The sequence below is a fragment of the Burkholderia sp. Ap-955 genome (genome assembly GCF_011753045.1).
GTDB classification, from domain to species: Bacteria; Pseudomonadota; Gammaproteobacteria; order Burkholderiales; family Burkholderiaceae; genus Burkholderia; species Burkholderia lata_D.
The window spans coordinates 19,870-31,440 of sequence record NZ_VWWH01000085.1; the positions used below are offsets into that span (position 1 = coordinate 19,870).

General features: G+C 69.2%; 14 protein-coding genes. 8 read left to right on the plus strand and 6 right to left on the minus strand.

Annotation, left to right across the window (positions count from 1 at the left end; genetic code table 11):
* The first annotated feature begins 11 nt into the window (after positions 1-11).
* The 3 genes from F3J15_RS30210 to scpB all read left to right on the plus strand — a co-directional run bounded on the left by F3J15_RS30210 (position 12) and on the right by scpB (position 3,425).
* Positions 12-1,334 carry an MFS transporter gene (locus F3J15_RS30210; RefSeq protein WP_069247345.1) on the plus strand — a complete coding sequence of 441 codons (1,323 nt, stop codon included), beginning with the start codon at positions 12-14 and terminating at the stop codon, positions 1,332-1,334.
* A gap of 61 nt (positions 1,335-1,395) precedes the next feature.
* Positions 1,396-2,619, plus strand: a complete 1,224-nt coding sequence (locus F3J15_RS30215; RefSeq protein ID WP_166895832.1) for a CaiB/BaiF CoA-transferase family protein — start codon at positions 1,396-1,398, stop codon at positions 2,617-2,619.
* The gene (gene scpB / locus F3J15_RS30220; RefSeq protein ID WP_166895834.1) at positions 2,616-3,425 is read left to right on the plus strand and encodes a methylmalonyl-CoA decarboxylase; all 810 of its coding nucleotides are present in this window, start codon (positions 2,616-2,618) and stop codon (positions 3,423-3,425) included. The genes F3J15_RS30215 and scpB overlap by 4 nt, the downstream gene beginning before the upstream one ends.
* A 119-nt stretch (positions 3,426-3,544) precedes the next feature.
* On the opposite strand, the gene F3J15_RS30225 is transcribed toward scpB, so the two are convergent.
* The 3 genes from F3J15_RS30225 to F3J15_RS30235 all read right to left on the minus strand — a co-directional run bounded on the left by F3J15_RS30225 (position 3,545) and on the right by F3J15_RS30235 (position 5,620).
* Positions 3,545-4,084 (minus strand): chromate transporter, encoded by a 540-nt coding sequence (locus F3J15_RS30225; RefSeq protein WP_069247348.1) that lies wholly within the window; start codon positions 4,082-4,084, stop codon positions 3,545-3,547.
* On the minus strand, positions 4,081-4,692 hold the full coding sequence (locus tag F3J15_RS30230; RefSeq protein ID WP_166895836.1) for a chromate transporter: 612 nt from the start codon (positions 4,690-4,692) through the stop codon (positions 4,081-4,083). The genes F3J15_RS30225 and F3J15_RS30230 overlap by 4 nt, the downstream gene beginning before the upstream one ends.
* A gap of 172 nt (positions 4,693-4,864) precedes the next feature.
* Positions 4,865-5,620, minus strand: coding sequence for a DeoR/GlpR family DNA-binding transcription regulator (locus F3J15_RS30235; protein WP_166895838.1), 756 nt, complete (start codon positions 5,618-5,620; stop codon positions 4,865-4,867).
* Positions 5,621-5,701: 81 nt separating this feature from the next.
* On the opposite strand from F3J15_RS30235, the gene F3J15_RS30240 reads away from it, so the two are divergent.
* The 3 genes from F3J15_RS30240 to F3J15_RS30250 all read left to right on the plus strand — a co-directional run bounded on the left by F3J15_RS30240 (position 5,702) and on the right by F3J15_RS30250 (position 7,735).
* Positions 5,702-6,301, plus strand: coding sequence for an NUDIX domain-containing protein (locus F3J15_RS30240; RefSeq protein WP_089439421.1), 600 nt, complete (start codon positions 5,702-5,704; stop codon positions 6,299-6,301).
* Positions 6,298-6,678 (plus strand): DUF4406 domain-containing protein, encoded by a 381-nt coding sequence (locus F3J15_RS30245; RefSeq protein ID WP_166895840.1) that lies wholly within the window; start codon positions 6,298-6,300, stop codon positions 6,676-6,678. Before F3J15_RS30240 ends, F3J15_RS30245 begins: the two co-directional genes overlap by 4 nt.
* A gap of 184 nt (positions 6,679-6,862) precedes the next feature.
* Positions 6,863-7,735, plus strand: a complete 873-nt coding sequence (locus tag F3J15_RS30250) for a Sir2 family NAD-dependent protein deacetylase (protein WP_166895842.1) — start codon at positions 6,863-6,865, stop codon at positions 7,733-7,735.
* Between the two features lie 37 nt (positions 7,736-7,772).
* On the opposite strand, the gene F3J15_RS30255 is transcribed toward F3J15_RS30250, so the two are convergent.
* Positions 7,773-8,984 carry a S53 family peptidase gene (locus F3J15_RS30255; protein WP_089445102.1) on the minus strand — a complete coding sequence of 404 codons (1,212 nt, stop codon included), beginning with the start codon at positions 8,982-8,984 and terminating at the stop codon, positions 7,773-7,775.
* A gap of 395 nt (positions 8,985-9,379) precedes the next feature.
* On the opposite strand from F3J15_RS30255, the gene crcB reads away from it, so the two are divergent.
* Together crcB and F3J15_RS30265 are read left to right on the plus strand one after the other, a co-directional pair.
* Complete coding sequence (gene crcB, locus F3J15_RS30260; protein WP_069247354.1) at positions 9,380-9,766, plus strand: fluoride efflux transporter CrcB; 387 nt, start codon at positions 9,380-9,382, stop codon at positions 9,764-9,766.
* A gap of 23 nt (positions 9,767-9,789) precedes the next feature.
* Positions 9,790-10,140 (plus strand): DUF190 domain-containing protein, encoded by a 351-nt coding sequence (locus F3J15_RS30265; RefSeq protein WP_089446033.1) that lies wholly within the window; start codon positions 9,790-9,792, stop codon positions 10,138-10,140.
* Between the two features lie 15 nt (positions 10,141-10,155).
* On the opposite strand, the gene F3J15_RS30270 is transcribed toward F3J15_RS30265, so the two are convergent.
* Together F3J15_RS30270 and F3J15_RS30275 are read right to left on the minus strand one after the other, a co-directional pair.
* A complete protein-coding gene (locus F3J15_RS30270) occupies positions 10,156-10,719 on the minus strand; it encodes a YggT family protein (RefSeq protein WP_069247355.1) in 564 nt (187 codons plus the stop codon).
* 72 nt (positions 10,720-10,791) lie between these two features.
* Positions 10,792-11,571: DUF2520 domain-containing protein (locus F3J15_RS30275; RefSeq protein ID WP_166895844.1), on the minus strand; the 780-nt coding region annotated here is incomplete at its 5' end.

Genomic DNA, 11,571 nt, shown 5'->3' on the forward strand with positions numbered 1-11,571 from the left:
AGGAGACGAAGATGTTCAAGGCGATCGACGCGCCGGCGGCCGGCGCGAAGCCGCGGCGCACGCCGCTCACACGCGAGCAGGTCAAGGGATTCTGGGCCGTGTATGCGGGCTGGGTGCTCGACGGCGTGGATTCGGTGATCTACGCGCTGGTGCTGATTCCGGCGCTGACCGAGCTGCTGCCGGCGTCCGGCATCGCGGCGACGCCCGCGAATCTCGGGATGTACGGCTCGATCCTGTTCGCGCTGTTCCTGATCGGCTGGGGGCTGTCGTTCATCTGGGGGCCGCTCGCCGACCGCTTCGGCCGCGTGCGCACGCTCGCCGCGAGCATCCTGATCTACTCGGTGTTCACCGGCGCAGCCGCGTTCGTGCACGACGTGTGGGCGCTGGCCGCGTGCCGGCTGATCGCCGGGATCGGCGTCGGCGGCGAATGGGCGCTCGCGGGCACCTACGTCGCCGAGAGCTGGCCGGAAGACCGCCGCAAGATGGGCGCGGGCTACCTGCAGACGGGCTACTACTTCGGCTTCTTCATCGCGGCGTGCCTGAACTACACGATCGGCGCGACCTACGGCTGGCGCGCGATGTTCCTGTGCGGCCTCGCGCCTGCGCTGCTCGCGGTGTTCACCGTGATGCGCGTGAAGGAGCCCGGCCAGTGGCGCCGGCATGATGCACGCGACGGCGACGTGGCCGACGCTCGGCGTGCGCATCCGCTGCGCGAGATCTTCGCGCCGGCCTTCCTGCGGCGCACGCTCACGAGCGCGAGCCTCGTCGGCGTCGCCATCGTCGGGCTGTGGGCCGGTTCCGTGTACGAGGCGAGCGCGGTCAGCACGCTGGCGGCGCGGGCGGGCATCGATCACATCGGCGCGATGCGGCTTGCATCGATCGGCGCGGCGATCCTGTCGTGCGCGACGATCGCCGGCTGCCTGGTTGCGCCGTGGCTCTCCGAGCGGCTCGGCCGGCGCACGGCGCTCGGCGTGTATTTCGCGGGCATGGCCGCATCGATCGTGTTCGCGTTCGGCTGGGCGTTCTACCAGCCGAACGGGCTTGCGGCGTTCATGGTGTCGCTCGCGTTCCTCGGTTTCTTCGGCGGCAATTTCGCGATCTTCTCGCTGTGGCTGCCCGAGCAGTACCCGACGCGCGTGCGGGCCACCGCGTTCGCGTTCAACGCGTCGGTCGGCCGCTTCATCGGCGCGGGCGTGAACTTCCTGCTCGGCGCCGCGATACACGGCTACGGATCGCTCGGCGTGCCGGTCGCCTGGACCGCGGCCGTGTTCGGGCTCGGCATCCTGATCCTGCCGTTCGCGGTCGAAACGCGTCACCAGACGCTGCCCGAATGAGCGGCACGCCGCGAACGCTCGGCATCCAGCCACACCCAGTCATCAATATCAGGAGTCCGGAATGCAGGCATTACAAGGAATCAGGGTCGTCGATCTGAGCCGCGCGCTGTCGGGGCCGTTCTGCTCGATGGTGCTCGCCGATCTCGGCGCCGACGTGATCAAGGTCGAGTCGGGGCCGCACGGCGACATGAGCCGCGCATGGGGGCCGTTCGATCGCGGCGTGAGCACGTACTACCTGTCCTGCAACCGCAACAAGCGCGGCATCTGCGTGGATTTCCGGCAGCCGACCGGCCTCGACGTCGTGCGCCGGCTGATCGCGCAGGCCGACGTCGTGATCGAGAATTTCAAGGCGGGCACGATGGACGCGATGGGGCTCGGCTATGCCGCGCTGAGTGAGCACGATCCGCGGCTCGTGATGGGCAGCGTCACCGCGTTCGGCCCGCGCGGCCCGTTGCGCGACTGGCCGGGCTTCGACCAGATCGCGCAGGGCTATGCGGGGCTGATGAGCCTCACCGGTTTTCCCGACGGCGAGCCGACGCGCACGGGCACCGCGATCGGCGATCTCAGCTCGGGGATGTGGGTCGCGACCGGCGTGATGGCGGCGCTGTACGAGCGTGAGCGCACCGGGCGCGGACAGCATGTCGGCACGTCGCTGCTCGAAAGCCTCGTTTCGCTGCTGAGCGTGCACGGGCAACGCTACCTGAGCCTCGGCGACGTGCCGCGGCGCACCGGCAATGCGCATGCGGTGATCGCGCCGTATGGCGTGTTCGAGACGGCCGACGGGCCGCTCAACCTCGCGCCGATCACGACCGACATGTGGCTGCGGCTGTGCCAGTTGCTGGACCTCCCCGAGCTGCCGAGCGATCCGCGCTTCGCGACCAACGATGCGCGCGTCGCGCACCGCGACGAACTGAAAGCGTTGCTCGAAAGCCGGCTGCGCACGTGCGGCAAGCGCGAATGGACGCAGCGTTTCGTCGACGCCGGGCTGCCGGCCGGGCCGATCAACACGCTCGACGAAGTGTTCGCCGATCCGCAGCTCGCGCATTGCGGGCTGGTCGAGCCGGTCGCGCATCCGACGCTCGGCACGCTGCGCCAGGTCGTCACGCCGCTCGGCGGGATGGGCGACGAGATGCCGGCGCCGCGCACGCGTCATGCGCCGCCGCTGCTCGGCGAGCATACGGTCGACGTACTGCGCGAAGCCGGCTACGGCGACGATGCGATCGATACGCTGCTGGCCGAGCGCGCGATCTTCCAGGCGCAAGCCGTGGCGGAGGCCGTGCAATGAGCGACACGACGAAACACGAAGGCGCGTCGAACGTGACGGTCGACAGGGTCGGAGAACGGATCGCGCGCGTGCGGTTCGCGAATCCGGCGCGACGGCATGCGCTCGACGCACCGTTGCTCGATGCGCTCGTCGCGCGCCTCGACGCGCTGGCCGAACATCGTCCGCCGCCCGTCGTGATCCTGTCGAACGACGGCAGCGGCGACGTGTGGAGCGCGGGGCACGACCTGCGCGAACTGGCCGACGATCGCGATCCGCTCGCATACGGCAAGCCGCTCGAACGGGCGCTGCGGCGCGTGCGAACCTATCCGGGCGCGGTGATCGCAGCGGTGTCGGGTTCGGCGTGGGGCGGGGCGGTCGATCTCGTGATGAGCTGCGACCTGGTGGTCGCGGCGCGCGATGCGCGTTTCGCGATGACGCCCGCGAACATCGGCCTGCCGTATTCGACGAGCGGCCTGCTGCGCTTCTACGACAACCTGCCGATCCACGTGCTGAAGGAGATGTTCTTCTGCGCGCAGCCGCTCGATGCGGAGCGCGCCGCGCATCACGGGCTCGTGAACCGGCTGGCCGACGCGGGTGGTGTCGACGATGCGGCGCTCGACGTCGCGCGCACGATCGCCGCGAAGGCGCCGCTCGCGGTGCACGCCGTGAAGGAGCAATTGCGCGTGCTGCAGGACGCGCGGCCGTTGCCGGCCGATGCGTTCGAACGGATCGCCGAGTTGCGCCGGCAGGCTTGCGACGGAGGCGACTTCGACGAAGGGCTGCGCGCGTTCGCGGAGCGGCGCGCGCCGGCGTTTCGCGGCGTCTAGGCGATGGGTTGTGCGAGCGGGGTGCGCAAGCGGTGAAAAGCGTGCGGACGCGCTCGAGTCGTTGTGCAGGTATCGGTTGCGTCGTTCGCGGCCGCCGTCGTGTGCCGCGTTGCCGTGCATCACATGCCGAGCGCGTGCACGCCGACGAGCAACAGCGCGCCGATCGCGATCAGCAGCAGCGCGTGAATGCGCGTGTAAATCACGCACAGCGTCGACGCAACCGCGATCGCGCGCGCGGCCCAGCCGCCGTCGAGCGCCTGCAGCAGCACCCACACCGACGCGAGGATCATGCCGGCCGCGACCGGGCGCAGGCCGGCCTCGAGCGCGATCTGCCAGCGCGCCCCCTGGTGCCGCCGCCACAGATGCGCGACGCCATAGATCAGGAACGCCGTCGGGCCGAACAGCGCGAGCGTCGCGATCACCGCGCCCCAGAAGCCGGCCACCTGCCAGCCGATCAGTGTGGCCAGCAGCGAGCCGGGGCCCGGCGCCATCCGCGCGATCGCGAAGTCGTTCACGAATTGCGTGGCGGTCATCCAGTGATGCACGTCGACGACCTGCCGCTGGATGTCGGCGATGATCGCTTGTCCGCCGCCGATCGTTGCGATCGACAGCGGCGCGAACACGCCGAACAGCGCGGCGTAGCGTTGCGATGCGGTCATCGCGTGTCGCTCCCGGCTGGCGTCGCGGCCGCGCGGCGGTATTCGAGCGCGACGCTCAGCGTGCCGCCGACCAGCACGGTCCACACGAGCGGCCAGTGCAGCACGGCCACCGACACGAAGGTGAGCGCCATCACCGCGAACGGCAGCGCGCGGCGCGGCAATCGACGCACCGCCGTGATCGCCATCGAGATCGACAGCCCGATCGCCGCGGCTGCCGCGCCGGCGAGCGCGACATGCGTGAGCGGAAAGCGCGTGAGGGTCGAGAATGCGACGCCGAACAGCACGATCAGCACGGCGGGCGGCGCGATGATGCCGGTGAAGCCGGCCACCGCGCCGCGCCATCCGGCGAGCCGGTAGCCGATCCAGATCGCGAGGTTCTTCACGTTGACGCCCGGCAGCGCCTGCGACAGCGCGAGGCCGTTGAGGAACGCCTCCTCGTCGAGCCAGCGCCGCTCGTACACGAAGTCGCGCATCATCCGCCCGCTGAGCCCGCCGCCGAAGCTGGTCAGGCCGATCTGCGAGAACGCGATGAACAGCGCGAGGACGCCGGGCGGCGGCGCATCGCCTGCAGGCGATGCAGGTGAGGTGGCGGCGGAGGGCGGGGGCATCGGGCGGGCGGCGCGTGGCGGTTGGGCGGATCGCCCATGTTAGCAAGCGGACCCTGTCAGCACGCTGACAGGGGCTCGGCGGCGATGCGATGAAAGTGTGCCGTTGAAGCGACGGACGTGTTCAGGCACATCCGACCATCCGCACATCCCGCACGGCCGCAACCCCGCGCCGCTACGCGCGCACGACCGTCACGCCCGCCGCCTCGATCGGCTTCGTCAGCGCGGCGTCGGTTTCCTTTTCGACCACCACGGTTTGCGCCAGCGTGAGTTCACCGATCACGAACTGCGACGCCGCGCGCAGCTTCGACTGCGACGCGAGCACGACCGTCTCGGCCGCCCGTTCGGCGAGCGCGCGCTTGATCGCCGCTTCCTCGAAATCGCCGGTGCTGAGCCCCGCGACCGGATGCACACCCGTGACGCCCATGAAGTACAGGTCCGCATGGATGCGCGCAATGCCTTCCATCGCTGCCGCGCCGACGGCCACGATCGAATGCTTGTAGAGCCGCCCGCCGATCAGGATCACGTCGATCGACGGATGCGCGGCGAGCGCGACCGCGACACTCGGGCTGTGCGTGACGATCGTCGCGCGCAGGTCGGCCGGCAACTGGCTGACGAGCAGCGCCGAGGTCGTGCCGCCGTCGACGATCGCCACCTGCCCGGGCGCGATCATCTCCGCGGCCCGCCGCGCGATGCGCCGCTTCTCCGCCGTCTCGAGCGCCTCGCGCTGCGCGAACGGCGCAACGGCGGGCGATGCCGGCAGCGCACCGCCATGCACGCGCTGCAGCAGGCCTTCGGCCGCAAGCTCGCGCAAGTCGCGGCGGACGGTATCTTCGGACACGCCGAATTGCGCGCTCAGTTCGACCGCCAGCACCTGGCCGTCGCGCGCGAGTGCGTCGAGGATCGCTTTCTTGCGTTGAGTCGTCAGCATCGTGATTGCACGAATTTTCTTGAAGTTGCACGAATATGCACGTTACCATGGGCGCCGTCTTTTGTCGAACCGGAGGCTGCGATGGCTGCAACGCGGGACCGTGTCCGCATCGTCGATACGACGGTGCTGTCCGATGACTGGTATGTGCTGAAGAAGGTGACGTTCGATTTCCTGCGCCGCGACGGAACGTGGCAGCGCCTGAGCCGCGAGACCTACGATCGCGGCCATGGCGCGACCATCCTGCTGCGCAACGCCGGGACGGGCGACGTGCTGCTGACGCGGCAGTTCCGGATGCCGGCGTTCGTCAGTGGGCACGACGGCATGCTGCTCGAGGCCGCCGCCGGCCTGCTCGACGACGCGACGCCCGAAGCCCGCATCCGCGCGGAGGCCGAGGAGGAGACCGGTTATCGCGTGCGCGGCGTGCGCAAGGTGTTCGAGGCGTTCATGAGCCCCGGCTCGGTGACGGAGAAGCTGCATTTCTTCGTCGGCGAATACGATGCGTCGCTGCGCACCGGCGACGGCGGCGGCGTCGCGGAAGAGGGCGAGGATCTCGAGGTCGTCGAGATGCCGCTGCAGGCGGCGCTGGACGCGATCGAACGCGGCGAGATCGTCGATGCGAAGACGATCATGCTGCTCCAGTACGTCGCGCTGCGGGAAACCGCCGGCGCGCGCACGGCATGACGCCGCTGCTCGTGCTGGTCGCCGGCCCCTATCGCAGCGGCACGGATGGCGACCCCGCGCGCATCGCCGCGAACCTGCACCGCTTGGAGCAGGCGGCGCTTGCCGTGTATCGCCGCGGACACGTGCCGATGATCGGCGAATGGGTGTCGCTGCCGCTCGCCGTCGCGGCCGGGTCGCGACAGGTCGGCGACGCGATCAGCGAGACGTTCCTGTATCCGGCCGCGCACCGGTTGCTGCGCCGCTGCGATGCCGTGCTGCGCATCGACGGCGCGTCGCGCGGGGCGGACATGGACGTCGGTCTCGCACGGCAGCTCGGCAAGCCGGTCTATTTCGCGGCCGACGACATTCCGGTCGCGCTGGACGATTCGGATAGCTGAACAGGCGGGGACTCGGCCAGCGGGCGCACCGCCGGCCGCCCCCTGCATCGGCCGGCTGACCGCATCCCTCGCGGCCGGGCGAGCATCGGGTCAAGCCGTTGCATTGCGCATGCCGCGGCGCGTGCGAACCGGCGTATGATCGCGACGCCACCCGCGCACCGCCCGACGCTACCTCCGTCCCATCATGCCGCTTTCCGATTCCGCTGCCGCCACCGCTGCTGCTGCTGCCGCGCAACTGCCCGCCGATCTCGTCGCTTCCGCCGTCGCCGCGCTCGCGCGTGCCGACGCATTGCTCGTGACGGCCGGCGCCGGCATGGGCGTCGATTCCGGGCTGCCCGATTTTCGCGGCACGGACGGCTTCTGGCGTGCGTATCCGGCGCTGCGCCACGAGCGTTTCGAGTTTCACGAGATCGCGTCGCCGCACGCATTCCGGGCACGCGCGCCGCTCGCGTGGGGCTTCTACGGGCACCGTCTCGCGCTTTACCGCGCGACGGTGCCGCATGCGGGCTTCGCGATCCTGCGTCGCTGGATCGACGCGATGCCGAACGGCGGCTTCGTGCTGACCAGCAACGTTGACGGCCAGTTCCAGAAAGCCGGCTTCGATCCGGCGCGGATCGTCGAGATCCACGGTTCGATCCACGCGATGCAGTGCCTGCGCCCCTGTTCGGACGACACGTGGGATGCGGCGCCGTTCGTGCCGGACGTCGACGAAGCGACCTGCCGCCTCGTCGGCGACCTGCCGCGCTGTCCGCACTGCGGCGGCCTCGCGCGGCCGAACATCCTGATGTTCGGCGACACCGGCTGGCTCGGGGCGCGCTACGACGCGCAGGAACGCGCGCTGGAAGACTGGCTCGCGCAGGCCGGGCGGGTCGCCGTGGTCGAGATCGGCGCGGGCACCGCGATCCCGACCGTGCGCCTGCTGAGCGAACGGCTCGGTGCGGACGTGATCCGCATCAACGCACGCGAAGCGCATGCGCACCGTGCGGACGTGATCGGCTTGAAGGGCGGTGCACGCGCAACGCTGAGCGTGCTTGATCGTGCCTGGCACGGCGACTGAGCGCCGCGCCACTGGCCGACCGGCGACGACCGCGCAGTTACGGCTGCGCGACGAGCGCCTGCACGAGCGCCGGCGCGACGGGTGAACCGAGTCCCGTCACGTAGTCGTAGCCGCCCGCCGCGTTGCAGACGCTGCCGCAATTGCCGTTGGACCCGATCGTCACGTCGTGAAAGTCGCTGCCGTAGGCGGTTTTGCCGACCGTATAAAGCGCGTCGTAGCTACCGCTCAACGATTTCTTGCCGGCTGCCGTGCGCAGCGAATTGGCGATCGCGACGAGCGCCGACCATTGCGGCGCGCCTGCGCTCGTACCACCGACCTGGAACCAGCCGGCCTGCCCCTGATAGGTGACCGAGTCGTACACGGCGAAACCGCTGGACGGATTCGCGTCGTAGCTGACGTCGGGCACGCCGCGCTTGCCGGCCACCGGAATCGGCCACGCGGTCTGTCCGGCCGGCTCGGCCTCGGTCGTGCTCACGCCGCCGCCGCTGCCGCTCCATGCGGCTTCGCCGACATAGTTGCCGGCCGCATCGGACGACAGCGTCGTGCCGCCGACCGACACCACGTAGGGCGATGCCGCCGGGTACTCGGTCCCGGTGCCGCTGTCGCCGGACGACGCGACGAACGTGACGCCCGGGACGTTGAAGTGGCTGTCGGAGCCGGTCTCGCTGCTGAACTCATTGCCGCCGAAACTCATCGACACGACCGACGCGCCGCGTTTCACCGCGACGTCGACCGCGGCCAGCAGGTCGCTGAAGCTGGCGGATGCAGCCTCGACGAGCACGATCTTCGCCTTCGGCGCGATCGCATGCACCCATTCGACGTCGAGCGATATCTCGAGCGACCAGCCCGAATCCGTCCTGGGCCGCGTACCGCGTGCGTATACCTTGGTGAAACAGCCGTTCGACGACGTGCAGGCCGGCAGCGAGAATGCGTTGCTGAACACGCCGAGATCGGACTCGATCTTCGGGTCGTCGTATGCGTCGACGATCGCGATGGTCGTCCCGTCGCCCTGGTTGGCAATCGAGTCGAAGCCGTATGCATGTCGGGTGAGTGCCGGCGTGAGGCCGGCGATCGCGGCCGTGCTTGCACGCGGCTTCGTGTGGAACGGCGGCCGTGCGAAGCCTTTCGGTGCACGATTGCCCTCGACGTAGGACGGTGGCCCGTTGCCGTCGGCGAGCGCGACGCCCGATGCGAGCAGCGACGCGCACAGCGCCGGAATCAACATGGATGACAGGCGGATATTGTTCATTTTTCGAGTCTCCATGTCGATGGAGTGGATTGGCAAAATAATTCTACGAAATCGACTGCGCCAATTGCATGGAATATCGGCCGGATTCGGGAATGTCTGATGAGGGAAAATACGTGGAGCACGCATTTTCAAGGGCTAACTTGAATCGCTTTATCGATTTTTTAAAAGCCGATAAATATTCGGCCGATTCAAAATGGATTCGTAATGTCAGATGTAATTGTTTGGAAAATATCGACGTGCGGTGCACGCTTGGAAATAATGAAACGCGTCGCGCCATTGCGACACGATCCGGCGCTCGCGGGCCCGGGCCGCCGGCATTGCCGGCGTGGCGCGATTCCGCATACAGTTCAGCGTAGGCCGCGTCGGCCACGCGGCGGCGTCAGTGAGGAGTGCCCTTGTTCTATTCGATCGTCGCGATCTTCGTCGGCGCCGGGCTCGGCGCGTTGCTGCGCTGGTTCCTGAGCCTCGCGCTCAATGAATTCTTTCCCGCCGTGCCGCTCGGCACGCTCGCCGCGAACCTGATCGGCGGCTACGTGATCGGTATCGCCGCCGTCGTGTTCACGACCCGCGTCGGGCTGCCGCCCGAGTGGCGGCTGTTCGTGATCACGGGCTTTCTCGGCGGCCTCACGACGTTCTCGACCTATTCGGTCGAAGTGATGACGCATGCGATGCAGGGCGAATTCGGATGGGCGTTTGCGGTGGCTGCCCTACACTTGACTGGATCGTTCGCGCTGACGGCGCTCGGCATGTGGACCGCGCGCGCGTGGCTCGCGGCGGCCTGAGCGTGCCGCCATCGGAGGGTGCGATGGACAAGGTCTTCCTGCGCTTCTATGTGCACGAGAAGCATCGGCTGCACTGGAAGCCGCTGTGGGAATGGCTGCTGGAGGAGGCGAACCGGATGGGCGTCGCGGGCGGCTCCGCGTTTCGCGCGATGGCCGGGTTCGGCCAGCATCGCGTGCTGCACGAGGACCGCTTCTTCGAACTGCAGGGGTCGCTCGCGATCGAGATCGAATTCATCGTCACCGAGGACGAGGCGCAGCGCTTGCTCGACCGGCTGTCGCGCGAGAAGGTGCGCGTGTGCTACGCGATGATGCCGGCGCGCTTCGGCGTGATCGACACGCTCGGCGGACCGCCGGCGCAGGGGCCGGCGGCGTAGGGGGCGGCGTTCGCGTCAGATGCCGAACATCGTCAGCGACACGGCGGCGCGCGTGACGACCATCAGCAGCACCTGCACGATAACGAACAGCAGGATCGGCGACAGGTCGATGCCGCCGAGGTTCGGGATGATGCGGCGCAGCGGGTTCAGGAACGGCGCGGTGAGCTGGTAGAGGATCGGCATCGCCGGCGAACGCGGGTTGAGCCACGACAGCAGCGCCATCAGGATCGTCATCCAGATCACGAGATTGAGCGCCCACTTCACGACGGTGAGCAGCGCGACCACGACGAGCGTCGCGATCACCGAGGCCGGGTCGAAGCCGGCCATCACGACCATCAGCACGACGTAGACGAGCGCGGTGAGCAGCGCGGCGACGACGCTGGCCCAGTCGATGCCGCGCACGCCCGCGATGACGCGGCGCAGCGGCAGCACGAGCCAGTTGGTTGCCTGCAGCACGGCCTGCGTGACGGGGTTGTACGGTGGCACGCGGACGGCCTGCATCCAGACGCGCAGGATCAGCGCGGCGCCGAACAGCGTGAAGACGGTATTGAGCAGAAAACGGGCGATCTCGCCGAACATCGTTGGCATCCTTTTTTAGTCAGTAGCGTGCGGCCGCCAACGCCGGATGGCGGCGCATCGGCCGACACATTATCACGCCTCGTCTTGCGACGGGGAGGGGTGTGCGGCGGTGCGCGCGAGCGACGTTTCGACGGCTTCGGCGAGCGCCGGCAGCGACGCCGGCGGCGTGGCGCGCTGCGCCGCGAGCGCGATCGCGCGGCGGGTCAGCAGCGCGTACAGCGCCGCATGATCGCCGCCGCGCGTTTCAAGCAGTGCCAACTGGCGTTCGACGATGCCCGTGTCGCCGCGCGACACCGGGCCGGAGAGCGCGTTCGCGAGCCCCTTGTCGCGCGCGGTTTCGATCGTGCCGGCCAGCATCGGCAGCAGCGCGCGCAGCGCGGCGTCCTCGTCGAAACCGAGGCCGCGCCACAGCTCGACCGCTTCCGCCAGCCCGCACAGCGCGAAGCTCGCCGCGTAGTGCGCGGCCGCGTGATAGAGCATCCGGCCGCCGGCCGGAATCGACAGCGGATGGCAGCCGAGTGCGGCAGCAAGTCGCAGCAGCGTCGCATGCAACGCGCCGTCGGCTTCGATCGTGACCGAGCAGCCGTCGATGCGGGCGAGGTCGGCGTCGGTGCCGCCGAACAGGTAGAGCGGATGGAAGCCGCCGGTGGCCGCGCCTTGCCGTTTCGCCGGATCGAGCAGGGCGACCGCCGACGCGCCGCTGCAGTGAACGACGGCCTGCTGCGCGGCGCGCGACGCGTCGAAGCGCAGCGCCGCGGCGGCCGACGCGAGATGGTCGTCGGGCACCGTCAGGAAGATCAGGTCGGCGGCGTCGGCGACCTGCTGCGGCGTGTCGACCGCGTGGCAGCCGTC

Bases quoted from the DNA above. Each gene is read 5' to 3' on its own strand.
- F3J15_RS30240 (WP_089439421.1), top strand. From the start codon at position 5,702: ATGGCTGCAACGCGGGACCGTGTCCGCATCGTCGATACGACGGTGCTG.
- scpB (WP_166895834.1), top strand. From the start codon at position 2,616: ATGAGCGACACGACGAAACACGAAGGCGCGTCGAACGTGACGGTCGAC.
- F3J15_RS30245 (WP_166895840.1), top strand. From the start codon at position 6,298: ATGACGCCGCTGCTCGTGCTGGTCGCCGGCCCCTATCGCAGCGGCACG.
- F3J15_RS30235 (WP_166895838.1), bottom strand. From the start codon at position 5,620: ATGCTGACGACTCAACGCAAGAAAGCGATCCTCGACGCACTCGCGCGC.
- F3J15_RS30270 (WP_069247355.1), bottom strand. From the start codon at position 10,719: ATGTTCGGCGAGATCGCCCGTTTTCTGCTCAATACCGTCTTCACGCTG.
- F3J15_RS30215 (WP_166895832.1), top strand. From the start codon at position 1,396: ATGCAGGCATTACAAGGAATCAGGGTCGTCGATCTGAGCCGCGCGCTG.
- F3J15_RS30225 (WP_069247348.1), bottom strand. From the start codon at position 4,084: ATGACCGCATCGCAACGCTACGCCGCGCTGTTCGGCGTGTTCGCGCCG.
- F3J15_RS30255 (WP_089445102.1), bottom strand. From the start codon at position 8,984: ATGAACAATATCCGCCTGTCATCCATGTTGATTCCGGCGCTGTGCGCG.
- F3J15_RS30250 (WP_166895842.1), top strand. From the start codon at position 6,863: ATGCCGCTTTCCGATTCCGCTGCCGCCACCGCTGCTGCTGCTGCCGCG.
- F3J15_RS30210 (WP_069247345.1), top strand. From the start codon at position 12: ATGTTCAAGGCGATCGACGCGCCGGCGGCCGGCGCGAAGCCGCGGCGC.
- F3J15_RS30230 (WP_166895836.1), bottom strand. From the start codon at position 4,692: ATGCCCCCGCCCTCCGCCGCCACCTCACCTGCATCGCCTGCAGGCGAT.
- F3J15_RS30265 (WP_089446033.1), top strand. From the start codon at position 9,790: ATGGACAAGGTCTTCCTGCGCTTCTATGTGCACGAGAAGCATCGGCTG.